Raw genomic sequence first — 25,501 nt, forward strand, 5'->3', positions numbered from 1 at the left:
ATTCTGGGGGCGCTACCCCAGCCCGTCCGGCGCTTGAGGACGGAACCGACCAGCGGATTCCGGGGAGCTGATCAGGGCCTCCCGCGCCACGGGACCCGTGAAGATCCCGCCCACCGGACGAAGGGTTCCGTCCTCAAACGCCGGACGGGCTTGGGGAGGACGGGGGGGAGGACGGGCTTGGGGGGTGAGCCCTCAGCGGTCCAGGTGGCCCGTGTCGTTCCAGCGTTCCATGGCCGGCAGGCCGTACGCCCAGCCCAGGACCGACAGCGACGTCGGGTCCAGGCGGATGCGGGCGCCGAAGGACAGGTCCTCGCCCAGCCATCGCGCGCCCAGCGCCCGCAGGATGTGGCCGTGGGCGAAGACCAGGACGTCCCGGTCCGCCGAGCGGGCCCAGGCGACGATCTCGTCCGCGCGGGCCGTGACGTCGGCGACGGACTCCCCGTCCGGGACCCCGTCGCGCCAGATCAGCCAGTCGGGCCGGTCCGCCTTGATCTGGGCCGGGGTCAGACCCTCGTACGCCCCGTAGTCCCATTCCATCAGCGCGTCCCACGGCACGGCCCGCTCCCCGAACCCGGCGAGTTGGCAGGTCTCGGCGGCCCGGACGAGCGGGCTGGTGCGGACCTCGACGCCGGGCAGCCCCGCCCACGGCGCCCGGTGCAGCCGCTCGCCGAGGAGCTTCGCGCCCTCGCGCCCGTCGTCCAGGAGCGGGATGTCCGTCCTGCCGGTGTGGTTGCCCCGGACCGACCACTGGGTCTGGCCGTGCCGGGCGAGCAGGATGCGCGATGCCATGAAGGCTCTCCCTGGAACGTTGGTGCTGCTGGGCCCTTCCATCATCCCGTACCGGCCCGGCAGGCAACCTCCCGGGCCGTGCGGGCGTCCCCACCTGAGCAGCGCCCCGGCCGGGAATTCGGACCAGGGCTGGGGACCGCTGCGTACGGGATGTCCGGAAGGGGACCCCCGGGGGACCGGCGGCACGGCGCCGCCGTACGGTTGAACGTTCGTCGTCGGCCGCATGAACATGGGGAGAGCTACCGGATGCCGCACGCCACCGCGCCGCCCGCGACCGGTCATCGGCCCCGCTGGTGGACGGAGCTGCCACTGATCGCGGTGGTGTACGCGCTGTATTCGGTGGGCCGGCTCCTGGTGCGCGGCGATGTGTCGACGGCGGTCGACCACGGCCTGGCGATCCTGCGGCTGGAACAGGCGCTGTACCTCAACGCCGAGCACCCGCTGAACCGTCTCTTCACCAGCACCCCGTCGCTCGGGATACCCGCCGACTTCGCTTATGCGTCCCTGCACTACCTGGTCACCCCGGCCGTCCTCATCTGGATGTTCCGGCGCAGGTCGGCCGCGTACCGGGCGGCCCGGGTCTGGCTGATGAACTCCACGCTGCTGGGGCTGGTCGGCTTCACGCTGATGCCGACCTGCCCGCCCCGGCTGCTCGACGCGAGCCACGGCTTCGTCGACACGATGGCGCAGTACAGCGCGTACGGCTGGTGGGGCGCGGGGGCGAGCGCCCCGCGCGGGCTGAGCGGGATGACCAACCAGTACGCGGCGATGCCCAGCCTGCACGTCGGGTGGTCCCTCTGGTGCGGGATCCTGCTGTGGCGGCACGGCCGCCACCCCCTCGTACGGGCGGCGGGCGTCGCCTATCCGCTGATCACCACGGTCATCGTGATGGGCACCGCCAACCACTACTTCCTGGACGCCGTCGCGGGCGCCGCGGTGATGGGCGTCGGAGCCCTGCTGGTCAGGCCCGTCATACGGGTCGCCGACCGGTTCAAGGCGTGGGGCGCGGCTCGGTTCACCGGGCCGGCCGCCGTCCTGTTCGCGGGGAGCGGCGGGGGCGGCCGGGCCGCTGTCGCCGGGTCCGTATCCGCGGGCGTGCCCCCGAATGTCAGTACCGGATGCAAGACTTCCCCGGGTGAGCGAATCCCCGGCCAGCGGACCACCTCCGCAGATCCCCCCGGCCCGGCAGTCAGCGGCACAACAGCCGGCGACGACGCCGCCGCCGCCGCGAGCGACGACGCTCCGGCAGCGGCTCGCTGAGCTGCGCGGCCCGTCCGTCCAACCGCACCCGCTCGACGCGAGAGCCCTGGCCGCCCTCGCCGCCAATCCCGGCTGCAAGCGGCGGGCCCTGCTCGACGGCGCCGGGGTGGACAAGGGCGTGCTGGCCACCGCGCTCGGCTCCCCCGCCCCCTTCGGGCAGTCCCAGTTCGCCTTCATGCGGGGCAACGCGTTCGAGGCGAAGGTCAAGGCCGACGGCGGGGCGGAGCTGCTGCGTCTGCTGTACGAGCGGCTCGGCGGCGGGGCCGACGCCCCGGCGGGGGACGCCGCCACGCCGGATCTGAGCGCCGCCGGTCCCGAGGGCCGCGCCGCGCGCACCGCGCTCGCGCTGCGGGAGGCCACGGCGGCGGGCGGCTGGGCGCTGCTGGACCACCCGATGCTGGCCCTGGAGGTGGCGGGCTCCCCCGCCTATCTGGAGCCCGACGCGGTCGTGGTGCACCCCGACGGCCGGTGGACGGTGGTCGAGATCAAGTCGTTTCCCATGATCGACGCGTCGGCCGACCCGTCGAAGGTCGGCGCAGCCGCCCGGCAGGCCGCGGTGTACGTGCTGGCGCTGGAGCGGGTCGCGGCGGTCACCGAGGGTGCGGAGGTCGGGCACCGGGTGCTGCTGGTCTGCCCCAAGGACTTCTCGAACCTGCCGACCGCCTCCGTCGTCGACGTACGCAAGCAGCGCGCCGTGACCCGCCGGCAGCTGACCCGGCTGACGCGCGTCGAGGACATCGCGGCGGCGCTGCCGGAGGGCACGACGTTCGATCCGGCGTGCCCGCCCGAGGAGCTGGACGCCGCCGTGGCGGCGGTGCCCCCGGCGTACGCCCCGGAGTGCCTGGCCGCCTGCGAGCTGGCCTTCCACTGCCGGGCGAGGTCCCGGGCCGAGGGGGCCGTGGAGACGCTGGGCCGCAGTGTGCGCGGTGAGCTGGGCGGGCTGACCACGGTGGCCGGGGTGCTGGCCGCCGCGGCGGGCAAGGAGGGCGATCCCGCCGATCCGACGGTCGCCGCGCTGCGCCGGGCCGCCGCCCTGCGTGCCGAGGCGCTGGAGAGCGCGTCCGCCGCACGCGCCGGGGTGGACGTGCCGGAGGGTGCGCCCACATGTCGCTGATCACCACCCTGGCCCGGCTGGAGGCCGTCGACACCGGCCGCGCCCAGCCGCTGGCGACCGTCCGGCACCGTCATCTCACCGACCGGCCGCTCGTGCTGGTGCCGCTGACCACCGCCGGTGAGGCCGGGGCCCCGCTCGGGGCGCTGGTCGGCACGGACCGGGAGGCGCCCCGGCTGCTGGCCGTCGCCCAGCCCCGCGACCGGGATCTGCGGTTCGCGTTCCTGGCCGAGCTGGCGGAGGCCGTCCTCCCGCACATCGAGGCGTACGCGGACGTCGTCGAGCCCGCCGAGCGGAATGAGACGGACCCGGCGACGGGCAAGAAGACCAAGGTCGAGGTCGAGCTGTGCACGGACGCCGCCCAGCTGATCGTGCCGAGCCGGGCGGGCGTCGAGTTCGTCCGGCTGCTGGGCCGCTCCATGCGTTTCCGCCGTACCGCCGAGGACGATCCGGACACCCCGTATCCGGCCCCGGCGCGGGTGCCGCTGCTCGGCCGCTGGCTGACGCACTACGGGGAGCGGGCCCGGGTGCCCGGATCCTCGCTGCTGCCCGCCGTCACGGATCTGCTGAACCGGCACTGGGCGACCGGGCAGAGCAGCCTGGAGGATCAGCACCTGGGCGCGCTGCTGGCCTGGATCGATCCACCGGCCGGCTCCTCGGGGGCCGAGGCCGCGCTCCGGGCCGAGCTGGCCCGGGACCGGGAGGGCCAGTTGCTGTGCCCGCCGGCGGGTCCGGCCACCGACCCGGACTTCGACAACCGCCTCCTCGCCCCGGCGATCGAGCGGTACGACCGGGCGCGCACGGCGCTCGCGTCCGCCGAGGACGGGCTCGCCGCCGATGCCCGCCTCGGTGAGCTGAGCGCCGCCGAGCGGGAGATCCGGTCGCTGCTGGCGCGGGTCATGCTGCCGACCTGGGACGCCGTCTGGCGGGGTCTCGACCTGCTGCGGGAGCTGCCCGAGGGGGCCCGGGCCGAGGACCGCTGGACCCGGGACCGGTGGTCGTTCACCGGGCACCGGGACCGGGTGCGTTCGGGCGAGCCGCCGCAGCCGCGCCGCGACGACGCGGTGACGGCGGCCCAGAAGCTGGCCTCCCGGGAGACCGCCCAGGCCCAGCTGGAGGCGCAGGAGGCGCTGGATGATCCGCTGGTGCTCGCGGGGCGGCGGCTGGCGGGCGAGGCGTTCCTCGCCACGGTGTCCGAGGTGGAGATGGCGTACACCGAGTCCAAGCGGCCCTCCCCGCGCCCGCTGGTCACCGTCCGCACGGACGAGCGTCCGCACCTGGCCGAGCGGACGAAGGTCTACCGCTCGCTGGAGGGCAAGCCGCAGACGGCGGAGTTCGTGCGGTACGCGGACGGGCCCCCGGCCGACGACGGCGAGGCCCCGCTGGTGCTGCGGATCCTGGACCGGATGGGCCGGAGCAAGGAGCCCGCGCCCGGTTCGGTTCCGGAGCCCGGCGAGCGGATCGCCTGGACCCTGTTCGAGCACGACCAGCGCGGCGGCCCGAAGCTTCCGGACCCGGAGGAGACGCCGTGGACCCACGGCGGCCCGCCGGGCGCGGACGCCGCCGTGCGTGCGGAGCGACCCGACCCCGTGACCCCGGAGGACCTGCTGTGAAGACCGTCGTCTGTGAGGGCCTGCTGTGATGAGGACCGTCTTCGACCCGGGTGCGGAGGCGGCGCGCGCGACCGGCGCGATCCTCGACGACACCCTCCGGGGCAGCGCCCGGGGCATCGTCGTGGACTCGCCCCCCGGAGCCGGGAAGTCGACGCTGGTGGTCCGGGCGGCCCTGGAGCTGGCCGCCGCCGGGCATCCGCTGATGGTGATCGCGCAGACCAACGCCCAGGTCGACGACCTGGTGGTGCGGCTCGCGGAGAAGGAGCCGGAGCTGCCGGTGGGCCGGCTCCACAGCAGCGACTCCGACCCGTACGACAAGGTCCTGGACGGGCTGGCGAACGTCAGGAAGTCGGCGAAGGCGGCGGATCTGGCCGGGCTCGACGTGGTGATCTCGACGGCCGCCAAGTGGGCGCACGTGAAGAACGTGGAGCCGTGGGGGCACGCGATCGTCGACGAGGCGTACCAGATGCGCTCCGACGCGCTGCTGGCCGTGGCCGGGCTGTTCGAGCGGGCGCTGTTCGTCGGGGACCCGGGCCAGCTGGACCCGTTCTCGATCGTCGGCGCGGACCAGTGGGCGGGGCTGAGCTACGACCCGTCCGCGAGCGCCGTGTCCACGCTGCTCGCGCACAATCCGGAGCTGCCGCAGCACCGGCTGCCGGTGTCGTGGCGGCTCCCGGCGTCGGCGGCCCCGCTGGTGTCGGACGCGTTCTACCCGTACACACCGTTCCGCAGCGGTACGGACCACGGGGACCGGAAGCTCTCCTTCGGGGTGGCGTCGGACGGTTCCGGCCCCGACCGGGTGCTGGACGAGGCGGCGGAGTCCGGGTGGGGGCTGCTGGAGCTGCCCGCCCGGCACACCCCGCGCACCGACCCCGAGGCGGTACGGGCGGTGGCGCTGGTGGTCCGGCGGCTGCTGGACCGGGGCGGGGTCGCGACGAGCGAGCGGGCCGAGGAGCCGGTGCCGGTGACGGCGGACCGGGTGGCGGTCGGCACGGCCCACCGGGACCAGGCGGCGGCGGTGCGGGCGGCCCTCGCGGAGCTGGGCGTCACGGGGGTGGCGGTGGACACGGCCAACCGCCTCCAGGGCCGCGAGTTCGACGTCACGGTGGTGCTGCACCCGCTGTCGGGACGGCCCGACGCGACCGCGTTCCACCTGGAGACGGGCCGCCTGTGCGTGCTGGCCTCGCGGCACCGGCACGCCTGCGTCGTGGTGTGCCGGGAGGGGGTGGCGGACCTGTTGGACGAGCACCCGTCCACGGAGCCGGTCCAGCTGGGCGTCACCGTGAAGTTCCCCGACGGCTGGGAGGCGAACCACGCGGTGCTGGCCCACCTCTCGGAACGCCGGGTCCGGTGGCGGCCCTGAGCCGGGGACGCGTGCCACCCCGCGTGGGAGGCGCTTCCCCGCGCCCCCGCCGTACGCCCCGGCCCCCTTGCGCGGGGTTGGACAATGGAGGGTGGCCGTCCGGATCCTCCGGTCATCAGGTCGTCCCAGGGAGGAACACCACATGACACAGTCCGAGCGGAACGAACGGCAGCGGCTGCGCCCCGCGCCGCTGCTTTTCGAGCCGTCTCAGGCCACGGCGGATCCGGAGCACTTCTTCGACCTGGAGTCGGTGGAGGACCCCCGTGAGCTGCTGGCCCGTGCGACCGAGCTGACGCAGGCCTTCCGGGCGGCCACGGACCGGTCGGTGGAGTTCCAGGCGATGGCGGCGGCCCAGCTCGCCGACCCGCGCCGGTTCGACCGGCTTACCGCGGCGGACGTGGCGGAGCGCGCGGAGTGGACCGAGGACTACGCGAAGAAGATGATCGAGTTCGGCCGCTCCCTGCTGGACGCGCCCAGAACCTGACCCACGTGGCCGAAGGGCGGTGGCGGGTGGCCGGGGGCCGGTGAGCGGGGGCACGCTCCGCCCGGTGGCCCGTGGGGCAGACAGGGCCGGTGGAGGGCAGATGTCCGGGACGCCAGACCAGGGGTCAGGTCCCGTGGCATATTCCGGCGGGCAAGATACCCCTTCCCCTCCCGGCCTGTCCCGGTTTCCAGCAACCCTGGGAATCCTTCCCGTCACTCCCGGTAGACCTTGTTCCATGAGCGCATGGCTGAAAGACGAAACGACCCTGCAAGCCGGTGCCGCCCCGCACCGCGGCGTCGACATCTTCGCCCTGCTGCGGGACGAGGCCGGCACGCAGGCCGCACAGGTCACGGCGGCCGGCGCCGCCTGGCTGGCGGGGGCCGCCCCCTATCCGCGCAGCACGCTCGCCCACTGGGAGGAGCGCCCCACGGCCCCCGGTGTGCTCCCCTGCGGTTCCGCTTTCGACGTGGTGAACGTGCCGGCGCTGTTCGGGCGACGGATGCTGGAGCGGCTCTGGGCCGAGGGGCCCGGCTCCGGTCCGGTCGCCACGCACCGGGGCCGGATGCTGCTGTTCGCCGCCCCCGGAACGGCCCAGCGGCTGCCCTCGCTGCTCGCCTGGGAGGAGTGGGGAACCAGTGGTTCCGGGGGCGCCGGAGACTCCGGGAAGCAGCGCGGCACGGTGCCGCCCCTGCTCTGTCACGGCACCGGCGACGCCGTGACCGTACCCCCGCTGACCTGCGCGTCGTCCGAGGGCGGGCCGCGTTGGGTGGTCGCCCCCGACACCCGCAATCCCTGGCTCCCGGGCCCCGATGTGCTGCTCTGGGCGTGTGTGCGGGTGAGCCGGTCCGCGTCGTCCCCGAGCGCCGGGCATTCGATTTTTCCTCGGGCGGATCAGGGTGCTAATGTCTACGACGTCACCAGGCGCCGTTAGCTCAGTTGGTTAGAGCAGCTGACTCTTAATCAGCGGGTCCGGGGTTCGAGTCCCTGACGGCGCACAGACAGAAGAAGCCCCCCGCGGAAGCGGGGGGCTTCTTCGTTCACCCGTGTGCGGCGAAGTCCTCCCCGGGGCTCTCCGCAGGGCCGTTCCGGACGCCGGTGGTGATCCGGACGGTCCAGGAGCCGGACGGGGTGCGGTCGGCGACCTCGACGCGGGTGTCGTCGCCCGGCACGGTGAAGGTCTCCCCGACGGCGAGCGGGGCGTCGGCCAGCGGCGGGTAGACCGAGCGGTCCCAGCAGGCCCCGGTGTCCGGGTGGGCGTCGACCACCTCGACGGGCCCCCCGCCGGAGGCCGTCTCGCTGCGGACACGGTAGATCAGGACGCCCTCGGCGCAGGTGTCCCGGTCGTTCCCGGTGGCGCTGCGGGCCTCGACGGCCAGGACGCTGTCGGCACCGGTGCGGACGACCGCGAGCCGGGTCCCGATCGACCCGCCGGGGACCGGGGCGGCGGCGACCGGTTCGAGGGTGAGGTCGGCCGAGCCCCGGACGCAGACGACCTGGCGTCCGCCGAGCCAGCCGAGCTTCCACTTGTGCCAGCCGAACAGGTCCGGGGCGAGGCCGAACTGGCTGCCCATGACGTCCCAGTCGCCGACGTGGGTGTCCCAGTCGCCCTTGCCGTCGGTGGGCCGGTGGTAGAGGTCGGCGAGGTCGAAGACGTGCCCGGTCTCGTGGGCGAGGACGTTGCGGTCGGGCGGGTGCTGTTCGAAGACGGTCACGACGCGCCGGATGTCACTGCCGTCGGCGCGCAGCGGCCGGTCGAAGTTGACGACCTTGGTGGCGTCGGAGTCGACGCCGGGGGCGTCGGGGTCGGCCACCAGGTAGACGACGTCGTACCGGGAGAAGTCCACGTCCGGGTCGGCTGCGTCGATGGCGTCCCGCAGGTAGGCGGTCCGCCGCTCGGCGTTCCAGTCACGCTCTATGCCGTACCAGGTGGAGTCGCGCGGCATCTGCGTCCAGGTCCGCCGCGGATGAGGGCGCAGGGTGAACCGGCCATAACTGGCACGCTCGAAGAAGCGGGTCGTGGCGGGGAAGTGGTCGGCGGTGAGCGCCTCGGGCGTGAGGGTGGGTTCGGAGTCCGGGAAGGACAGGAAGATCATGACCGCGTCCAGCCCCCGGTCGGGGCGCGGGTACGCCGTGTTCCAGGTGTCCAGGCCGAGCGAGTGGTGCGCCGCCGTCCGGGGCAGGGCGCAGGGCGTGGCGTCCTCCATGGCGGCCGCGGCGGGGCCCGCGACGAGGGACGTGGCGGCGAGCGCCAGGAGGGAGGTGGCGGCGGCGGCCAGACTGCGCAGCGGCGGCCGTTCCGCTCCCCCGGGTCCGCGACGGCACGGCACATCGACCTCCGGGTGGGGAAACACGGTCCATCCCGTCCACCCTGTGCCGCTTCACCACGCCACGCCCTGTTGTGCTGCCCCACACGGGTTCAGCGGAACAGAATCGCCACCCACACCTTCACGGAACGTCACCATCGACCATTCGCGCCACTCGATGAAACAGATCCGCACAGAAATGATCAGGATCGGGCAAAGCGGAACGTCTGCTCCCGTCACCTGACGGACCCGCACGGTGGCCCGGACCGGATGGTGAGCTGGAAGGGCCGACGCGGCACCCTCTATGCTTCACCACGCTTTCCCGCGTGGAACGGGCCCGTTCACGGGACCGCCACTCGGTGGCCAGTCCGACCCCACCAGTTCACGACGACCTTCACAGCGGGAGCGAGCGGTGAGCGGAACCTCCGAAGGGCCGAGCGCCCCGGCAGGCACGGCCTCCGGCGTGCCCCCCGCGCCGGTCACGGAGCGTCATACGACGGCGATGGGCCCAACGGCCACAGACCCAACGGACATGGGCCCGCCGGTCACGGACCGAACGCCCTGGGACCCCAGCGCCGGGACCCCACCCCCCGCCGACGGCGATCCCACCGCCTCCGAACTGCGCGACTACCGGGCCGCCTTCAACGCCGCCACGCTCCCCATGGGCGTCATCGACGGCCGGGGCCACGTCGTACGGGCCAATGAGGCGCTCGGCGGGCTCCTGGGCACCGCGGCGGCGGTCCTCGCCGGGCGGCAGGCGAGCGAGCTGCTCGACCTCGCGTCCGACGACCGCACCTGGCACGCCTACCGCGAGGTCCTGCTGGGCCGCCGCTCCCGGTTCCGCTGCACCCGCCGCCTCAAGCACCCCGACGGGCGCTCCCTGTGGGCCGAGATCACCGTCGTGCCGATGACCGGGGCGTCGGCGGCGGAGCCGGCCCGGGTCCTGCTGACGGTCGCGGACGTCAGCGACCGGCGCGAGCTCCAGGAGCGGCTGCGTCACCTCCAGATGCACGACCCGGTGACCCGGCTGCCCAACCGGACGCTGTTCTTCGAGCGCCTCGCCTCGGCCCTGGAGACCCCGCCGTACCAGGACGACTCCCTGCCGCCTCGGCAGCACGCCCGGATCGGGCTCTGCTACCTGGATCTGGACGGCTTCAAGGCGATCAACGACACCCTGGGGCACCGGACCGGGGACCGGCTGCTGGCCGCGGTCGCCGCGCGGCTCACCGACTGCGCCGAGAACGACGCCTCACGCAGTGCCGGCGGCAGCCGGCTGGTGGCGCGCCTGGGCGGCGACGAGTTCGCGATCCTGGTCGAGGACTCGGCGGGCACGGAGGAACTCGCCGAGCTGGCCCGCTCGGTCCTCGCCGCGCTCCAGCAGCCGTTCGACCTCGCCGGACAGCGACTTTCGGTCTCCGCGTCGATCGGGGTGGTCGAACGGACCGCGGCGGGCACCTCGCCCACGGGTCTGATGCAGGCCGCCGACACCACGCTGTACTGGGCGAAGGCGGACGGCAAGGCCCGCTGGACCCTGTTCGACCCCGAGCGCAACGCCCACCGCATGACCCGGCAGTCCCTCTCCTCCACGCTCCGGCCCGCCGTGGAGCGCGGCGAGTTCACGCTGGAGTACCAGCCGCTGGTCGGGATGGCGGACGGGGTGCTGCGGGGCGTCGAGGCGCTGGTGCGCTGGAACCATCCGCAGTTCGGTGTGCTGCCGCCGAATCGGTTCGTCCAGATCGCCGAGGAGGACGGGTCGATCGTCCAGCTCGGCCGGTGGGTGCTGCGCACCGCGTGCCGGCAGGCGCGGCGCTGGCAGCTCGACCACCCGGACGAGCCGCCGCTGTTCATCAGCGTCAACGTCGCCGTACGGCAGGTGTGGGACTCCGACCTGGTGGCCGATGTGGCACAGATCCTGGCCGAGACCGGACTCGCGCCCGGGCTGCTCCAGCTGGAGCTGACCGAGTCGGCGGTGATGGGTTCGGGCGGCCGTCCGCTGCGGGCGCTCCAGGCGCTGAGCGACATGGGCGTACGGATCGCCATCGACGACTTCGGGACCGGCTATTCGAACCTCGCCTACCTCAGCCGGCTGCCCGTCTCCGTGCTGAAGCTGGACGGGGCGTTCGTGAAGGGCTTCCGGTACGAGGACGGTACGCATCCGAGCCCCGCCGACGAGACGATCGTGGAGGCCATGGTGCAGCTGGCGCACCGCCTGGGCCTGACCGTCACCGCTGAGTGCGTGGAGACGGCCGGGCAGGCGGAGCGGCTGCGGCGGATCGGCTGCGACACCGGGCAGGGGTGGCTGTACTCACGGGCCGTGGCGCCGGAGCAGATCGCCGGGCTGATCGGGTCCCGGCCGCTGGAGGGCTGAGCATGACCGGTCGGGTCCCGGCCACTTGACGGCTGGCCGAGCGTGATCGGTCGGGTCCCGGCCGCTGGAGGGCTGACCGGGACCCGACCACGGCAGGCGGCAGCCCTACGGAGCGGCCGGCAGGCCGTACGCGTCCGCGATCAGGTCGTAGCTGCGCAGCCGGGCCTCGCCGCCGTGCGCGTTGGCGGTGATCATCAGCTCGTCGGCGCCGGTCCGCTTGGCCAGGTCGTCGAGGCCACCGCGGACCTCGTCGGCGGTGCCGTGGATCACGTTGGCGAGCCAGCCGTCGACGAACTCCCGCTCCATCGGGGAGAAGTCGTACGCCGCCGCATCCTCGGGGCTGGGGATCAGCCCCGGCCGGCCGGTGCGCAGCCGGACCATGGACAGGGCGCCGGTCAGCACCTGACGGCGGGCCTCGCGCTCGTCGTCGGCGGCCAGCGCCGAGACCCCGATCACGGCGTACGGGGCGTCCAGCGCGGCGGAGGGCCGGAAGGACTCGCGGTACAGGTCCAGTGCGGGAATGGTGTTCTGCGCCGAGAAGTGGTGCGCGAAGGCGAACGGCAGCCCCAGCGTGCCGGCCAGCCGCGCGCTGAAGCCGGAGGAGCCCAGCAGCCAGACCGGCGGCCGGTGGGCGGACTGCACCCCGCCGGGGGCGGTCGCCTGGACCGGGCCCGGCACAGCGTGGATCCGGGCGTAGGGGTGCCCGTCGGGGAAGTCGTCGTCCAGGAACCGGATCAGCTCCATGAGCTGCTGCGGGAAGTCATCAGCGCCCTCGTTGAGCCGGTCGCTGCGGCGCAGGGCCGCCGCCGTCGCGCCGTCGGTGCCGGGAGCCCGGCCGAGGCCGAGGTCGACCCGGCCCGGGGCCATCGCCTCCAGGGTGCCGAACTGCTCGGCGATCACCAGCGGCGCGTGGTTGGGCAGCATCACCCCGCCGGAGCCGAGCCGGATGCGCTCGGTGTGGGCGGCGATGTGCGCCAGGATCACGGCCGGGGAGGACGAGGCGACCCCGGGCATGGAGTGGTGTTCGGCGACCCAGAAGCGGTGGAAGCCGCGGCTCTCGGTGAGCTTCGCGATGTCCACGCTGGTGCGCAGGGCCTGGGTCGCGGTGCGGCCCTGCCCGACGGTGACCAGATCGAGCACGGACAGCGGAACGGCGGCCGTTCCGGCTGCGGCGCCCCGGATCCCGTCGGCATCGGCCGGGCCGCCGCTCGCACCCCCGGCCGCGTCACCACTCGTGTCGCTGCGGGTCTCGTCGCCTCGGATCTCGTCCACGTGTCGGCCTCTCCCGGTACTGCTGTCGTGCGGCTGCGTATCGGAGGGCTACAACAGGAGGATGGCTCCGCTTATTCCCGCGCATCATCCGGTGCCGAGTCCCGACGGCCCGGACGACCGGATGACCGGGACGACCGGACGACCGAGCGACCGGGACGACCGGACGACCGGACGCCGGGGCTACTCCCGTACCTCGATGCCCTTCGGCTCCAGCGACCTCAGCACCGGCTCACGGGTGGCGAACAAGGTGCCGAGCAAGGGGGCCCACGTCCGGCGGTCGGTGAGGCGCAACCCCTCCCACACCGTGACCTGGTTCGCCGTGAGCACCGGCTTGCCGAGCAGCTCCTCCAGCTCGGGGAGGTACGCGGAGGTGTGCAGGGAGGTGTCCGGGATCAGCACCACCTCGGCGTCCGGGTGGTCGGCCTCCCGCGCCAGCCCCTTCACCCGCTCCGGGGCCCAGGATCCGGCCTCGGCCGAGGACGCTGCCCCGCCGGACGCGGCGGCCACCACCTCGACGCCCGCCGACGCCAGGAACTCCGCGAAGAGCCCGGTGACGTCCTCGGGGTAGGGGGCGGCGACGGCGACCCGGCCGGCGCCCAGCTCCCGCACCGCGTGGACGAAGCCGATCGAGGTGCTGGAGGCGGGCAGACCCGCGCTCCGGGCGAGGGTGGCGACCTGCTCGTGGGCGCCCTCCCAGCCCGGCGCGAAGCTGCCGGCACTGGAGGCCCACAGCAGCGCCTCGGCCCCGGCGAGACGCAGTTCCTCGACGCCCTCGGCGATCCGGCCGGGGGCGCCCTGCTCACGCAGCGCGTCGGGACGGTAGGCGTCCTCCCCCGTCCCGGTGGAGAACAGGGGCAGCCGGATGTCGGTGTCGAGCAGGATCTCGGTCCGTGGGTAGTCGTCCTCGGCGGCGTGGCCCGGGTAGAGAAGTCCTACGGTCGTCATGTCCACCCTTCCCGTACGTCGACGGCTCGCCGCACTGCGCGGCGGCCCCGCCAGGGGGTCGCTGCGGGCCGCTCCGGACGCTCCGGCGGCCGCGACCGCGCGACCGGTCACTCTTGCCCCGACGTGTTCCCAGTATTCCCCCGCGCGAGCACCGGGGCGCGCGGCCGGGCCTCGTTGACGGCGGGGGAGCCTGCTGCGAGCGTGGGCGGATCCCGTACGTCCGTTCCGCCACGGAGGGCCGACCAGCGATGCCGGATCCCGTCCTGCTCGTCCTCGACGCCGCGCCCTCCCCGCGGCTCGGCCGGCTGACCGGCCGGGTGGACGTGCGGCACGCGGACGCCTCCTCGCTCGCCGGGCTGCTCCCGGCCGCCGACGTCCTGCTCGTGTGGGACCTCGCGTCCGACGCGGTGCGGCGGGCCTGGCCCGGACCGGGGGCCCGGCCGCGCTGGGTGCACACGGCGAGCGCGGGCGTGGACCGGGTGCTCTGCCCGGAGCTGGTCGCGTCCGACACCGTCCTCACCAACGCGCGGGGCGTCTTCGAGCGGCCGGTCGCGGAGTGCGTGGCCGGTCTGGTGCTGGCCTTCGCCACGGATCTCCCCGGCGTCCTGGAGTGCCGGCGGCAGCGGCGCCCGCACGAGCGGGAGGGGCAGCGGGTCGCCGGTTCGCGGGCGCTGGTCGTGGGCGCGGGACCGGTCGGCCGGGAGGTCACCCGGCTGCTGTACGGCCTGGGGCTCACGGTGGCGCTGGTGGGACGGACGGCCCGGCGCACGATCCACGGGGTGGCGGATCTGGACCGGCTGGCCGCGCGGGCGGACTGGGTGATCGCGGCGGTCCCGCTCACGGAGTCGACGCGCGGGATGTTCGACAGCCGGTTCTTCGGGCTGCTCCAGCCGTCGGCGCGGTTCATCGGCGCGGGGCGCGCGGCGACGGTGGTCGAGGCCGACCTGGTGGACGCGCTGAACCGCCGCTGGCTCGCGGGGGCGGCGCTCAGCACCTTCCAGGAGGAGACACCGGCCCCCGGGAGCCCGTTGTGGGACGTCCCGGGGCTCGTCCTGACACCGGCCCTGGGCGGGAACACCGCGGGCTGGCGGGACCGGCTGGGCGAGCAGTTCGTGGCGATGTACGAACAGTGGTCGCGCGGCCTGCCGTTGCCGAACACGGTCGACAAGGCCCTCGGTCACGCACCGTCCACGGACCTGCCCGACGGCGCGGGCCCGGGTGTCAACGGGTCAGCGGCGCCGCCCGGGTGATGAACTCCTCGATCGCCTGCCTCGCCCCGGCGTCCAACGCGTCGTGCTCGGCCTGGTCCTGTGCGGTCGACACGTCCCGTACGCACCGGTAGGCCTGTTCGGCGGCGAGGACCGCTTCTCGGTCGTCGGTGAGCAGTTTGACCCGGTAGAGCACGTGCCGGGTGGCGGTGCGAAGGCGGTGGGCCTCGTCGCGCGCCTCGATGAAGGCGTCTTCCGTACGCCCCTCCCTCATGCGGTACCAGCGGCCCGCCTGGCCGTGGCGGTAGTCCTCCACCGCCGCGGCGAACGACGCGTAGGCGGCCGTGCGCTCCTGCCGGAGCGCCTCCGACCGCGCGAACCGCTCGGCGCGCGAGGCCGCGAGGCGCTGGAAGAGGTGCGTGACCACTGCGCCCATGAGCGTGCCCCCGACCGCTACGACGCTTGTCCATATGGCAACCATGGCGCCACCAGATCACAGAAGTGGCTGATGCGGAGTCATGAGCCCCACGTGACGGGGGAACACGCCCCGCACTCCCCCGGTAGCGCTCCGCTCTCCTCCGGGCACGGGAAGGTCACCTTCCGGCCACTGTTGGGTTACATGACCCCTGCCTCCTGCATAGACGTACGGGATCGGGCAGGGGGTCACTCTGTCCGGACTGTTCGACCTCCAGGAGATTGCGAACCATGGCTGAATTCCCGAACCTGTCCCGCCGGGGTTTCCTCAACGGATCGGCGGCCGTGGGCGGCCTCCTCGTCGTTCCCGGCCTCCTCACCGCGTGCAGCAAGACCGACTCCGGCTCCGCGACCGGCGAGGGCGCCCTGGAGAAGCTCCGCAAGCAGGGCTTCGTACGGGTGGCCTACGCCAACGAGGCCCCGTACGGATACCTGGAGGGCGAGGAGCTCAAGGGCGAGGCCCCCACACTGCACCGGGAGATCTTCAAGGCGCTCGGGGTGGACGAGCTGAAGCCGACGCTCTCCGAGTGGGACGGCCTGATCCCCGGACTCCAGGCCGGGAAGTACGACGTGGTCAGCGCGGGCATGGCCATCACCCCGGAGCGCTGCGGCAACGCGATCTTCTCCGAGCCGGAGTTCATCTCGCCGACCGCTCTGATGGTGAAGAAGGGCAACCCGAAGAAGATCACCGATCTGGCCTCCGCGAAGGAGGCGGGGATCACCGTCGGCGTGATGTCGGGTGCGGTCGAGGGCAGTTACGCCAAGGGCGCGGGCATCGCCGAGGACAAGATCAAGACGTTGCAGAAGCCGCAGGACGGGGCCGACGCCGTCAAGGGCGGCCGGGTCGACGCCTTCCTGCTCACCGGCATCTCGCTCCGCTGGCTGGCGAAGACCAACCCGGACACCGAGGTCACCGAGGCGTTCGTGCCGCAGCTGGACGGCAAGGAGCAGTTCTCCCCCGGCGGCGCGGTGTTCCGCAAGGGCAACGAGGACCTGCGGGACTCCTTCAACCGCGAGCTGAAGAAGATCGTGTCGGACCGCTCCCGCTATGTGCAGCTGCTGGAGCCGTACGGGTTCGGGGAGACGGAGATCCCGCCCGCCGACCTGAAGACCGCGGATCTGTGCAAGGGCTGACGGGGCGGACGCGCACGCATGAGTGACTTCTTCTCCCTCCTCGTCGAGGAGCTCCCCCGGGTCCGCTCGGGCCTGTGGGTGACGCTCCAGGCCACGGTCCTGGGCGCGCTGCTGGCCGGGGTGCTGGCCTTCGCGCTGGGCCTGATGGCGGGCAGCCGGCTGCTCCTGGCCCGGGGGCTCTCCCGGGTGGTCGTGGAGTTCTTCCGGGGCACCTCCCTCTACATCCAGCTGTTCTGGCTCTACTACGCGATGCCGCTGCTGACCGGGTACGAACTGACCCCGGTCGTCTGCGGCGTGGTCGCGTTCGGCCTCAACTACGGTGCGTACGGCGCCGAAGTGGTGCGCGGTGCGATCAACTCCGTTCCGCGCGGCCAGTACGAGGCGGCGATCGCGCTCAACCTGAGCCCGTCCCGGCGGCTGTGGAAGGTGATCCTGCCGCAGGCCTGGGTCCAGATGATCCCGAGCTTCACCAATCTGCTGATCCAGCTGCTGAAGTGCACCCCGCTGCTGTGGCTGATCTCCGCCGCCGATCTGATGACGGTGATCCAGCAGCTGCGCGACCGTACCGGTGAGACCCTCACCGCCTATCTGACCCTGCTGGCCGCCTACTTCGTCCTGGCGTACGCGCTGACGATGCTGATGAATCTGCTGGAGCGGAGCGCCAAGCGGCGGCTCGGCCTGGACACCGGCGCGAAGAGCCTGTTCAGGAGCCGCAGCGCGGCCACGACCGCCGTGGGAGGTACCCGGTGAACGGCTTCGACTGGAACGCCGTCGGGGAGTCCCTGCCCCTCCTCCTGGAGGGGTTCAAGGTCACCCTGCTCGCCACGGTGCTCGGCACCCTGGTGGCCGCGGTGCTGGGACTGGCCGTCGCGATGGCCGGGCGTGCGCCCAGCAGGTTCGTGACGGTCCCGGTGCGGCTTGTCACGGAGTTCGTCCGCTCCACCCCGCTGCTGGTCCAACTGGTGGGTGCGGCGGCCCTGTTCAACTCGGTGGAGCCGCTGTACATCGGCATCGCCGTGCTGGGCGTCCACTACGCCGCGTACACCTCCGAGGTCTACCGGGCCGGGATCGACGGCGTGCCGAAGGGCCAGTGGGAGGCGTGCCGCGCGCTGTCGCTGTCGCCCCGGCGCACCTGGCAGGCCGTGATCCTGCCGCAGGCGGTGCGCAACGTGCTGCCCGCGCTCGGGAACTACGCGATCTCGATGTTCAAGGAGACGCCGTTCCTCGCCGTGATCACGGTGCAGGAGATGGTCTTCGAGGCCCGGAAGTACGGGGCCGAACAGTTCGCGTACACCGAGGTGTTCACCCTCGCCGGCCTGATCTTCCTGGTCGCGAGCTACCCCACGTCGCTGTTGATGAGAAAGCTGGAGAAGCGCCTTGGCCACTGAACCCCTCCCCCTGAAGAAGACGGAGTCGCCGGGGCCGGCCGCAGCTCCCGAGGACGCCGCCCCGGCCACCGCGCGCACGGGTCAGCCGCTGGTGCGGTTCGACAAGGTGGTGAAGCGCTACGGCGACCATGTGGTCCTGGACGAGCTGGACTTCACCGTGGACCGCGGCGAGCACGTCACGTTGATCGGGCCCAGCGGCTCGGGCAAGACCACGATCCTGCGGCTGCTGATGACGCTGGAGAAGATCAGCGACGGGGTGATCTGGGTCGACGGCTCCCCGCTGACCCACGTCCGCGCCCCGGACGGTTCGCTGAAGCCCGCGGGCGAGAAGCAGCTGCGCGAGTCCCGGAAGAAGATCGGGATGGTCTTCCAGCAGTTCAATCTCTTCCCGAACATGAAGGTGATCGAGAACATCACCGAGGCCCCGGTCAGCGTGCTCGGCAAGAGCCGCGAGGAGGCCGAGACGCGGGCCCGGGAGCTGTTGGACCTGGTCGGCCTCTCCGCCAAGGTCGACGCCCATCCCTCGCAGCTCTCCGGCGGGCAGCAGCAGCGGGTCGCCATCGCCCGCGCGCTGGCCATGGAGCCGGAGATCCTGCTCCTGGACGAGGTGACGTCGGCGCTCGACCCGGAGCTGGTGGCGGGCGTGCTGGAGCTGCTGGGGGACATCGCCCGGAACACCGACATCACCATGCTCTGCGTGACCCACGAGATGAATTTCGCCCGGGACGTCTCGGAGAAGGTGCTGATGTTCGACGCGGGGCGGGTCGTGGAGGCCGGATCCCCGGAAAAAATCTTCTCCGATCCGTCACACGAACGTACGCGCGAGTTCCTCAACGCGGTGCTGTGACCTCGCGGTTGAGACTCCGCCCATGACGGTGGCATATGCCAGGCGGGTGCGCCCCAGTTGACAGCTCCGGGGCGCGCCCACCGGCTCGTCGACTGACGCCCCGTACGGGGGTTTCGGCGGCTATCGTGAGGCGAAAGCTTGCGGTCACAACCTGGTAGGGGGGCACCGTGGCGTTGAAGCCCGAGCCGACCGCGCCGTTCCACTCGGTGCAGTACGCCCTGCGCGTGCTCGAAACGGTTTCCCAGCACGGCAACGGCGTGACCGATGCCCAGATCTCCCGCGATACGGGGCTGCCCACCGGCCACCTCGCCTCCCTGCTCCTCACCCTGCGCCGCGAGGGTTACGTGGAGCAGATCAGCGACGGGGCCTACGTCATCGGCGCCTCGCTGCTGCTGCTCGGCTCCGGGGCGGCCCGTCGCCAGGCCCTGGAGGACCGCCTCCAGCACATCCTGACCGAGCTGCGCGACTCCGTCGGCGCCGCGGTCTATCTCAGCCGGTATGTCGACGGCGAGGTCAGCGTGGAGCAGGTCGCGGACGGGCCGCTGACGCCGGCGGTCAACGAGTGGGTGGACTTCCGCTCCTCCGCGCACGCCAGCGCGGTCGGCAAGTGCCTGCTGTCCCAGCTCGACCACGACGGGCGGCGCGACCACCTCTCCCGGCACCGGACGGCCCGGCTCACCTCCCGGACGATCACCAGCGAGAAGATCCTCTTCTCGCAGCTGGACGCCCAGTCCGCCACGGTCCCGGTGCTGGATCTCCAGGAGTACGCGGTGGGCACCGTCTGCGCGGCCGTGCCGCTGACAGCCGGCTCCGCTGCGGGCTGCCTCGCCCTGTCACTGCCGATCGAGGACGCGCACCGGCTGCGGGCGGCGGCCGACCTCCTCAGCCGCCGGGCGGCGCCGGTTCTGCTGTCACTGGCGCTGTAGCGGCCGGACCGGATCCGCGCGGGGCGGCGGCGTCCCCCCGGGCCCGGGGGGCGGGGCGACGAGGGGTGTCATCAGCACTCATTCGGACCAGGTATTATTTTCGAGTCAGCAGGCGCCGTTAGCTCAGTTGGTTAGAGCAGCTGACTCTTAATCAGCGGGTCCGGGGTTCGAGTCCCTGACGGCGCACGACACACAGTGGGCGGTCTCCTTCACGGAGGCCGCCCACTGTGCTTTCTCCCTGGTCAGAGTGGTCTGCCGTGCTCGGCGCAGCGGGCGAGCAGGGCCTGGAGGCCCTCGGCGTCCAGCGGCGCGTACGAGCCGTCGCCGGCCGGGTCGAAGGCCGCGCCCGCCCGGAGGGCCAGGGCGGCCGTCACCTGGTCGCCGGTGACCGGGTCCGGGACCGCGTGGACGGCGGTGGCGGCCGCCTCCTCCCAGCGGGCCAGGAATTGCTCGATCATCGCGGCGGCCAGGTTCTCGGCCTTGGGCGCGCCGGTGGAGCCGGAGGTGAAGTAGAGGAGCATGCGGCTGTCGGCGCCGACCGGGGCGACGACCGCGTCGCCGGGCCGGGCGCCCGCGTAGGGGGCAAGGAGGGCGGCGTACGCCTCGGTGCCGGTGACCAGGACCCGTACACCCGGCAGCTCCAGGCCGTCGAGGAGCGGCAGGTGGGCGCGCTCGGTGATCAGGACCGGGGCTTCGGTGTGCAGGATGTCGCGGGCCGGTTCGGGGCCGCGCCGGGTCGGGTTGATCCCCGCGACGGCGGCCCCGGCCAGGGCCGCCGCGCTGAGCCACAGCGGGAACTCGGGGGTGTTGTCCAGCAGTATGCCGAGGTGCGGCACACCGCCTCGCGGAAGAAGGTCCGCGAGGAGCGCCGCCCGTGCGGCGGCGCCCTCGACCACCTGGTGATGACTGAGCACGGTGGGGCCGTGCTTCAGGGCGGGCCGGTGGTCACCCCATTGACGTCGTACGAGCTCCGCGACGGTGCCGGTACCTCTCATGGCGCCGCACGATAACTGAAGGAGCGTCAGAACTTAACGTCGGAGCAGGCGTAGAACGCGTTCTGGGTGTCCGCGACGTTCCACACCGCGAGGATGACGTGCTTGCCGTTCTTCTGCGTGGGAATCGTGCCCTGGTGGGTCAGCGTGGCCGGAGGCTGCTTGTTGCCGTAGGGCACGGTCATGAAGGGCTGCGATTCGAGCGCGGCCCGGGTGAGCGGCTTGGTGGAGTCCCAGCCGTCCTTGGTGATGTAGTAGCGGAAGTCGCTGGTGGAGTGGCGGGCGGTGAACTGCCAGCGGAAGCTGTAGCCCTGTCCGCCGGTGACCTGGGTGGCGGGCCAGTTGCCGCCACGCGGGTCGTCGAGCTGGGCGAACTGCCCGTTGCCGCCGGAGCAGATCTTGCCGTCCGCCGGTCCTGCCGCCGGGAAGCCCTTGAGCCCCTCGACGCTCTGCGGCTCCCACTGGATGTTGCCGCAGCCGGTCACCGTGCCGTTGGCACAGAGTTTCTGACGGCTGATCGGGGAGTCCGTGTAGCCGTGGCTGCTGGCGCTCGTGGTCGCGAGCACCGAGACGCCCGCTATCGCCAGACCGATCACGGCCGCGCTTGCCTTTTTCCGCATGGGCTGTCGCTCCTCTAGAACGTGGGGGAGGTTCCATGAGCATTGCTCGACTGCTGCGCGCTTGGTACGTGGTACTTGGTGCGTGGTGCTGTGCATGCGAGGTGCTGCGGTCTAGACCAAGTCTTAGATTATTGACGGGACGTGAACATGTCCAGACCAATGAGGGGTCATATTCCAGCGGCCGGCCGACTGCCCCGGGCCGCCCCCACACCCCTCCCCCACCTCGCCCGGCGCCCGCCGAGCACCTCAGGCCCCGTCTCCTCCCCCGCTGCGACCGGTGTAGAAGGCGACCGTCAAGTCCTTGACGAGTGCCTTGCGTTCGTAGTCGTCGAGTTCGACGATGCCGCGTGTGGTGAGCCGGTTGACGGTGTCGTCGACCGCGTCCACGACGGAAGTGAGCACGCTGTCCCGGTGCTTCGAGTCGATCGCGGCGATCCGCCGCCGCTGCATCGCCGCCGCGACCTCGGGGGCGTACTCGATGCCGGTCGGCTGCGCCGAGTACACCTCGACGCCCACGGGTTCGCAGTCCGCCTTCAGCATCCGGGTCAGGGCGTCGCCGACCGCCTCCGCGTCGCGCAGGCTCGGGGCGTCCTCGTGGAACGCGTCGGCGGGCAGCTGCGAGAGGACCCGGGCCATCGCGGCCTCGACCTGTGCGCTCAGATACGCCTCGTGGTCCTCGATGCCGAGGACGGCCCGGACCGTGTCCTCGATCCGCCACACCACGAGGACGACCACGCGCAACGCGGTGCCGTTCGCGTCGACGGCGGGCAGCGGCTCGCTGCGCCAGTGCCGCAGCCGTACGTCGACGCGGCGGCGCAGCAGCAGGGGCGAGACCCAGACGAGGCCGGTGCGCCGGACGCTGCCCCGGTAGTCGCCGAAGAGCGTCAGCACCCACGCGTACCCGACCCGGCCCCGCCCGAGGCCGCCGAGCGCGAGGAGCACCACGGTGGCGAGGAGGGCGAGCAGGGCCCAGGCGCCGAAGCCGATCCCGAGGTCGGCCCGGGGGGCGAGGCCGACGGCCGTCTGCCAGGCGGCGGGCAGTGCGCCGCGCCACCACAGGACGGCCAGTCCGCCGGCGATTGCGGCCGCGCCGACGAGGAGGGCGGCGGAGCCGGGCAGGGCGGGGCCGGGCCGTTCGGCGAGGCGGGGGTCGGCGACCGGCGCGGGCCGGGTCGACGGCTGGACGCGGGTCTGCGGCGAACGCGGCACGGGGGGCCGCCGGGTGGCGGGCGAGCGGTCGTCGGTGGCGGGGCGGCGGTCGTCGGTGGCGGGGCGGCGGACGACGGCCGCGGGCAGCGCCGCCGCGGCGCCAGGATCGCGCGACTCGGCCGGCTTGGCCGGCTCGGCCGGCTCCTGGTCGTCTCGGAAGAGGAGGTGTACGGGGATGGAGGCGGTGGTCTCGTTGGCGATGACGGAGTGGCGGCGGCCGGGGTACGAGGGCGTCGTCGCGGCCGGAGCGGGTGTCGCGGCGGCGGTCGGGGACGCGGGTACCGGTACTGGTACCGGTACGGAGAACGTGGCGGAGGCGGGCCTGCCGCCGGGGGCCAGGTCCAGGACGAGGTCCAGTTCGGTGTCGGGCCCGGGGTCGCCGTCCTGGGGCCCGTGTCCGGGCGGGGCCTGCCGGGCAGGGCCCTGGCCGGCGCCCGGCTCGGCCCCGTACGACGGATGCGGGGTCCACTCCGCCGAGCGTTCCGTCCTCAAACGCCGGACGGGCTTGAGATGGAGGTTCCCGTCGAGCGGCACAGGGCCGCCGGGGCTGGGGCGGCCGTCGGCGGCGACAGCCGGGGCCGGCCCGCCCGTCCGGCGGCCCGGGGTGGCACGGTCGGAGGCGGGACGCTCACCGACGGAGGCATCGTCGGCGCGACCAGCGGCAGCGGCGGCGGGGATCGGGCCCGGCCCGCCCGTCCGGCGGCCCGGGGTGGGGCCGAGGCGCAGGCTCGCGTTCGGGGACTCCGGGGCTCCGGTCCCAGGAGTCGCGGACCGGGCCTTGCCGGCGTCGGATGCGGCGGAGTCCCGGCCCGCGCGGCCGAGCAGCGTCGGTCCAGGCGCGTCGTCCGGCGGAGGGGAAGGCGGAAGCTCACCGTCCGGCGGCGGGGTCCCGTCGGCGGCCGAACCGAAGAGCGGGGGCGGGGAGCCCTTGCCCGCGCGGCCGAACAGCGGCGGCGGAAGCTCGGCCTCCGGCCCGGACCCGGCCTCCGGCCCGAACCCGGCCTCCGGCACCGGCCCTGGCGCGGGCTTCGCGTCCTGCGGAGGTGCGGAGTCGGCGCCCGGTCGGGGCGGAAGCCCACGCTCCGGCGGCGGGGTCCTGTCGGCGGCCGAACCGAAGAGCGGGGGCGGGCTTCCCTCGCCCGGCGGGGCGAAGAGGGACGGCGGGAGCTGGTCGTCCAGGGAGTTGGGGGTGGGGGTGGTCCGGGGGGTCTGGTCGTCGTTGGGGGTCACCGGGTACCGCTTCCTTTCCGTCACGTCCGTCACGTCCGTCACGCGAAGAGCCGGCGCCAGGTCTCCGGCCCCGGATAGCCGTCGGCCGCTCCGCCGCGCCAGCCCTGGGCCCGCTGGAACGCCTCGACGTTGCGGCGGTCGGCCTCGGTCCAGCGCGGGTCGGGGCCCGACACGTAGTGCTTGCCGTATCCCTTCTTCACCAACTGTTCGCCGAGCCGGTCGACATGGCTGTTGGACTGACCCGGCTTGAAATAGCCGCGTCCGGGGAACGCGACGGCTGTATTCGGGCTGCCGCCCGCACCGGCGGCCGGAATGTTCCGTCCGTCGCCGGTGGCCAGCAGGTGCCAGGTGTGCGGGCCCGGGAGGCCGTCCGCCTCCTCGCCCTGCCAGCCCTGCGCCCGCTGGAACGCCTGGGTCGCCCTCTGGTCGGCCGCGGTCCACACGGGCCCGGGGCCGACCGCGTAGAAACGTTCGCCGCCCCGCTGGACCAGCATCCGGCCGAGCTGGGTGACGTGATCGCTTTTGGTGCCGGGGCCGAACTGCTCGGCCCCGGGGAAGGCGGTGGAGGATCCGGAGCCGGGCGATCCACCCGTGACCCCCTTGTACCGGTACGCCACGTAACGGTCGGAGTTGTTCCAGTACGCCAGGGGCGTCGACTGCTTCCGCGTCCGCGGGCGCGCCTGCTCGTAGGCGACGTAACGGGTGCGCGTCGAGTCGGTCCAGCCGCCGAAGATCGTGACGTGCGAGCCCTCGGAGGGGTCGGCCGGGTTGTGGAAGAGGAGGATGTCGCCGGGCTGGAGGTCGGCGCGGGCGATCCGGGTCCCGTAAGCGGCGAGGCTGCCGGTCCACTCGTTGCTGCCGAGGTTCCAGGCCATCGAGACATAGCCCGAGCAGTCCTGGCGGTAGCCGTCCGACCAGTACTTCTCCATGCTGTACGGGACCTTCGCGCTCACCCACCGCTTGGCCCGGTCGATGATCTCGGCCCGGGTCGTCTTCGGCGCGGCCGATCCGGCGGACGGCGGGCCCGATGCGCCGGCGCCCCGCAGCGGCCCCTTCTCCCCCTGCGGGGTCGCCGGTTCCGGATCGGCTCCCCCGTCGGCGCGCGGGGCCAGAGGGACATACCCCGCGGCCGCGGACGCACCCGCGGCTCCGCAGGAGAGGACCACCCCGGCGGCCGTGGCCAGCACCAGGGCGCGGCGTGCGCCGTGCGCGGCGGGGTGGCCGCCGCGCCCCACCGGCAGAGCCCTCGCGGCGGAGCGGCGCCGCACGGCGCACCCCGCACATCCGCAGTCGATGGCGGGTTCGTACTCCTCGAAGACCGGCACAGTCATGCGATTCCCCTCCGCACTCGTCATTCGTCAAGATCTTTGGGCGCAGCCGTAACGGGCGTCAGTCTCTTAACTCTCCTGACATATCGCATTTTGACGGAACAAAGGAAAAAAACGACTATCTGACAGGGCGTGGCGTCCGGTAAATGGTTCGGAGCACCCCTGGGAGTCGGGTAGAGTTCTCCAGGTCAGCAGGCGCCGTTAGCTCAGTTGGTTAGAGCAGCTGACTCTTAATCAGCGGGTCCGGGGTTCGAGTCCCTGACGGCGCACGCACAGTCAAAGCCCCCTCACGTTCAGTGAGGGGGCTTTGATCGTTCCCTGCCCCCATCGGGCGACCCCCGCAGCGACGTGCGCCTACGAGGGTCCGGTCCCGCAACTCCGCGACGCGATCGGGCCGCCGGCAGGCAGGCCGGTGCGGCAGGGCGGGCCGCCCACGCCTCGCGCCTCGCACCCCCTCGCCGCCGGAGTAGATACACCCGATCGGCCGACCAGGTGCGGTGAACCCGCAAAGATCCCTGATGGCGAAGATCACTTGTCGAAGACGGGAAAAGGGGGTGGCCCGGGGCAGCGATGAGGTGCCATTGTTCGACTCGCGTTATCGAACAGATGCACGATTACTGGGGGGGTTCATCGATGC

21 protein-coding genes, 3 tRNA genes and 1 pseudogene are annotated in these 25,501 nt (G+C 73.1%); 16 read left to right on the forward strand and 9 right to left on the reverse strand.

Annotation, left to right across the window (positions count from 1 at the left end):
- Positions 1–192: 192 nt before the first annotated feature.
- On the reverse strand, positions 193–789 hold the full coding sequence (locus tag ACH4KB_RS35295; protein ID WP_398070759.1) for a histidine phosphatase family protein: 597 nt from the start codon (positions 787–789) through the stop codon (positions 193–195).
- A gap of 246 nt (positions 790–1,035) precedes the next feature.
- Here ACH4KB_RS35295 and ACH4KB_RS35300 point away from each other — a divergent pair, with 246 nt between their 5' ends.
- The 7 genes from ACH4KB_RS35300 (at position 1,036) to ACH4KB_RS35330 (ending at position 7,615) form a co-directional block, all read left to right on the forward strand.
- Positions 1,036–2,049 (forward strand): phosphatase PAP2 family protein, encoded by a 1,014-nt coding sequence (locus ACH4KB_RS35300; protein WP_398070761.1) that lies wholly within the window; start codon positions 1,036–1,038, stop codon positions 2,047–2,049.
- A gap of 106 nt (positions 2,050–2,155) precedes the next feature.
- Entirely contained in the window at positions 2,156–3,163 is a 1,008-nt protein-coding gene (locus ACH4KB_RS35305) for a hypothetical protein (RefSeq protein WP_398070899.1), read from the forward strand.
- Complete coding sequence (locus tag ACH4KB_RS35310; protein ID WP_398070763.1) at positions 3,154–4,773, forward strand: hypothetical protein; 1,620 nt, start codon at positions 3,154–3,156, stop codon at positions 4,771–4,773. Before ACH4KB_RS35305 ends, ACH4KB_RS35310 begins: the two co-directional genes overlap by 10 nt.
- 28 nt (positions 4,774–4,801) lie before the next feature.
- Complete coding sequence (locus ACH4KB_RS35315) at positions 4,802–6,136, forward strand: AAA domain-containing protein (protein ID WP_398070901.1); 1,335 nt, start codon at positions 4,802–4,804, stop codon at positions 6,134–6,136.
- Between the two features lie 142 nt (positions 6,137–6,278).
- Complete coding sequence (locus ACH4KB_RS35320) at positions 6,279–6,620, forward strand: hypothetical protein (protein WP_398070765.1); 342 nt, start codon at positions 6,279–6,281, stop codon at positions 6,618–6,620.
- 235 nt (positions 6,621–6,855) lie between these two features.
- Positions 6,856–7,551: a bifunctional DNA primase/polymerase gene (locus tag ACH4KB_RS35325; RefSeq protein ID WP_398070767.1), complete on the forward strand. Its 696-nt coding sequence runs from the start codon at positions 6,856–6,858 to the stop codon at positions 7,549–7,551.
- Positions 7,542–7,615: transfer RNA gene (locus ACH4KB_RS35330), tRNA-Lys, on the forward strand. Before ACH4KB_RS35325 ends, ACH4KB_RS35330 begins: the two co-directional genes overlap by 10 nt.
- Positions 7,616–7,657: 42 nt before the next feature.
- Here ACH4KB_RS35330 and ACH4KB_RS35335 read toward each other — a convergent pair.
- The gene (locus ACH4KB_RS35335; RefSeq protein WP_398070903.1) at positions 7,658–8,947 is read right to left on the reverse strand and encodes a M6 family metalloprotease domain-containing protein; all 1,290 of its coding nucleotides are present in this window, start codon (positions 8,945–8,947) and stop codon (positions 7,658–7,660) included.
- Between the two features lie 508 nt (positions 8,948–9,455).
- Here ACH4KB_RS35335 and ACH4KB_RS35340 point away from each other — a divergent pair.
- Positions 9,456–11,291, forward strand: a complete 1,836-nt coding sequence (locus ACH4KB_RS35340) for a putative bifunctional diguanylate cyclase/phosphodiesterase (protein WP_398070768.1) — start codon at positions 9,456–9,458, stop codon at positions 11,289–11,291.
- A 105-nt stretch (positions 11,292–11,396) separates the two neighbouring features.
- On the opposite strand, the gene ACH4KB_RS35345 is transcribed toward ACH4KB_RS35340, so the two are convergent.
- Complete coding sequence (locus ACH4KB_RS35345; protein WP_398070770.1) at positions 11,397–12,563, reverse strand: LLM class flavin-dependent oxidoreductase; 1,167 nt, start codon at positions 12,561–12,563, stop codon at positions 11,397–11,399.
- 180 nt (positions 12,564–12,743) lie between these two features.
- On the reverse strand, positions 12,744–13,508 hold the full coding sequence (locus ACH4KB_RS35350; protein ID WP_398070772.1) for a decarboxylase: 765 nt from the start codon (positions 13,506–13,508) through the stop codon (positions 12,744–12,746).
- A 248-nt stretch (positions 13,509–13,756) separates the two neighbouring features.
- On the opposite strand from ACH4KB_RS35350, the gene ACH4KB_RS35355 reads away from it, so the two are divergent.
- Positions 13,757–14,758 (forward strand): D-2-hydroxyacid dehydrogenase, encoded by a 1,002-nt coding sequence (locus tag ACH4KB_RS35355; RefSeq protein WP_398070774.1) that lies wholly within the window; start codon positions 13,757–13,759, stop codon positions 14,756–14,758.
- On the opposite strand, the gene ACH4KB_RS35360 is transcribed toward ACH4KB_RS35355, so the two are convergent.
- On the reverse strand, positions 14,730–15,197 hold the full coding sequence (locus ACH4KB_RS35360; protein WP_398070775.1) for a hypothetical protein: 468 nt from the start codon (positions 15,195–15,197) through the stop codon (positions 14,730–14,732). The genes ACH4KB_RS35355 and ACH4KB_RS35360 overlap by 29 nt on opposite strands.
- A 224-nt stretch (positions 15,198–15,421) precedes the next feature.
- On the opposite strand from ACH4KB_RS35360, the gene ehuB reads away from it, so the two are divergent.
- The 6 genes from ehuB (at position 15,422) to ACH4KB_RS35390 (ending at position 19,671) form a co-directional block, all read left to right on the forward strand.
- Positions 15,422–16,324, forward strand: a complete 903-nt coding sequence (gene ehuB / locus ACH4KB_RS35365; protein WP_398070777.1) for an ectoine/hydroxyectoine ABC transporter substrate-binding protein EhuB — start codon at positions 15,422–15,424, stop codon at positions 16,322–16,324.
- Positions 16,325–16,342: 18 nt separating this feature from the next.
- Complete coding sequence (gene ehuC, locus ACH4KB_RS35370; RefSeq protein WP_398070779.1) at positions 16,343–17,074, forward strand: ectoine/hydroxyectoine ABC transporter permease subunit EhuC; 732 nt, start codon at positions 16,343–16,345, stop codon at positions 17,072–17,074.
- Positions 17,071–17,712, forward strand: coding sequence for an ectoine/hydroxyectoine ABC transporter permease subunit EhuD (ehuD, locus tag ACH4KB_RS35375; RefSeq protein WP_398070781.1), 642 nt, complete (start codon positions 17,071–17,073; stop codon positions 17,710–17,712). Before ehuC ends, ehuD begins: the two co-directional genes overlap by 4 nt.
- Complete coding sequence (gene ehuA / locus ACH4KB_RS35380; protein WP_398070783.1) at positions 17,702–18,559, forward strand: ectoine/hydroxyectoine ABC transporter ATP-binding protein EhuA; 858 nt, start codon at positions 17,702–17,704, stop codon at positions 18,557–18,559. Before ehuD ends, ehuA begins: the two co-directional genes overlap by 11 nt.
- A 167-nt stretch (positions 18,560–18,726) precedes the next feature.
- Entirely contained in the window at positions 18,727–19,485 is a 759-nt protein-coding gene (locus tag ACH4KB_RS35385) for an IclR family transcriptional regulator (RefSeq protein WP_398070786.1), read from the forward strand.
- A gap of 112 nt (positions 19,486–19,597) precedes the next feature.
- Positions 19,598–19,671 (forward strand) — tRNA-Lys (locus ACH4KB_RS35390).
- Between the two features lie 290 nt (positions 19,672–19,961).
- Here ACH4KB_RS35390 and ACH4KB_RS35395 read toward each other — a convergent pair.
- From ACH4KB_RS35395 to ACH4KB_RS35410, 4 genes and pseudogenes are all read right to left on the reverse strand, one after another.
- A pseudogene (locus ACH4KB_RS35395) lies at positions 19,962–20,480 on the reverse strand (AMP-binding protein); the annotation flags it as partial.
- Between the two features lie 26 nt (positions 20,481–20,506).
- Positions 20,507–21,097 carry a lytic polysaccharide monooxygenase gene (locus ACH4KB_RS35400; RefSeq protein WP_398070788.1) on the reverse strand — a complete coding sequence of 197 codons (591 nt, stop codon included), beginning with the start codon at positions 21,095–21,097 and terminating at the stop codon, positions 20,507–20,509.
- A gap of 246 nt (positions 21,098–21,343) precedes the next feature.
- Positions 21,344–23,569: an SPFH domain-containing protein gene (locus ACH4KB_RS35405; protein WP_398070905.1), complete on the reverse strand. Its 2,226-nt coding sequence runs from the start codon at positions 23,567–23,569 to the stop codon at positions 21,344–21,346.
- 5 nt (positions 23,570–23,574) lie between these two features.
- Positions 23,575–24,867, reverse strand: a complete 1,293-nt coding sequence (locus ACH4KB_RS35410) for a peptidoglycan-binding protein (protein WP_398070790.1) — start codon at positions 24,865–24,867, stop codon at positions 23,575–23,577.
- Positions 24,868–25,059: 192 nt separating this feature from the next.
- On the opposite strand from ACH4KB_RS35410, the gene ACH4KB_RS35415 reads away from it, so the two are divergent.
- Positions 25,060–25,133, forward strand: a tRNA-Lys gene (locus tag ACH4KB_RS35415).
- Positions 25,134–25,501: the final 368 nt, after the last annotated feature.

It is taken from the genome of Streptomyces sp. NPDC017520, assembly GCF_044329855.1.
Taxonomy (GTDB): Bacteria; Actinomycetota; Actinomycetes; order Streptomycetales; family Streptomycetaceae; genus Streptomyces.

What these genes read in the sequence shown, in the direction of transcription:
- ACH4KB_RS35400 (WP_398070788.1), bottom strand. Translation starts at nt 21,097, where the DNA reads ATGCGGAAAAAGGCAAGCGCGGCCGTGATCGGTCTGGCGATAGCGGGC.
- ACH4KB_RS35360 (WP_398070775.1), bottom strand. Translation starts at nt 15,197, where the DNA reads ATGGTTGCCATATGGACAAGCGTCGTAGCGGTCGGGGGCACGCTCATG.
- ACH4KB_RS35310 (WP_398070763.1), top strand. Translation starts at nt 3,154, where the DNA reads ATGTCGCTGATCACCACCCTGGCCCGGCTGGAGGCCGTCGACACCGGC.
- ACH4KB_RS35355 (WP_398070774.1), top strand. Translation starts at nt 13,757, where the DNA reads ATGCCGGATCCCGTCCTGCTCGTCCTCGACGCCGCGCCCTCCCCGCGG.
- ACH4KB_RS35295 (WP_398070759.1), bottom strand. Translation starts at nt 789, where the DNA reads ATGGCATCGCGCATCCTGCTCGCCCGGCACGGCCAGACCCAGTGGTCG.
- ehuB (WP_398070777.1), top strand. Translation starts at nt 15,422, where the DNA reads ATGGCTGAATTCCCGAACCTGTCCCGCCGGGGTTTCCTCAACGGATCG.
- ACH4KB_RS35320 (WP_398070765.1), top strand. Translation starts at nt 6,279, where the DNA reads ATGACACAGTCCGAGCGGAACGAACGGCAGCGGCTGCGCCCCGCGCCG.
- ehuC (WP_398070779.1), top strand. Translation starts at nt 16,343, where the DNA reads ATGAGTGACTTCTTCTCCCTCCTCGTCGAGGAGCTCCCCCGGGTCCGC.
- ACH4KB_RS35315 (WP_398070901.1), top strand. Translation starts at nt 4,802, where the DNA reads ATGAGGACCGTCTTCGACCCGGGTGCGGAGGCGGCGCGCGCGACCGGC.
- ACH4KB_RS35410 (WP_398070790.1), bottom strand. Translation starts at nt 24,867, where the DNA reads ATGACTGTGCCGGTCTTCGAGGAGTACGAACCCGCCATCGACTGCGGA.
- ACH4KB_RS35350 (WP_398070772.1), bottom strand. Translation starts at nt 13,508, where the DNA reads ATGACGACCGTAGGACTTCTCTACCCGGGCCACGCCGCCGAGGACGAC.
- ACH4KB_RS35325 (WP_398070767.1), top strand. Translation starts at nt 6,856, where the DNA reads ATGAGCGCATGGCTGAAAGACGAAACGACCCTGCAAGCCGGTGCCGCC.
- ACH4KB_RS35340 (WP_398070768.1), top strand. Translation starts at nt 9,456, where the DNA reads ATGGGCCCGCCGGTCACGGACCGAACGCCCTGGGACCCCAGCGCCGGG.
- ACH4KB_RS35300 (WP_398070761.1), top strand. Translation starts at nt 1,036, where the DNA reads ATGCCGCACGCCACCGCGCCGCCCGCGACCGGTCATCGGCCCCGCTGG.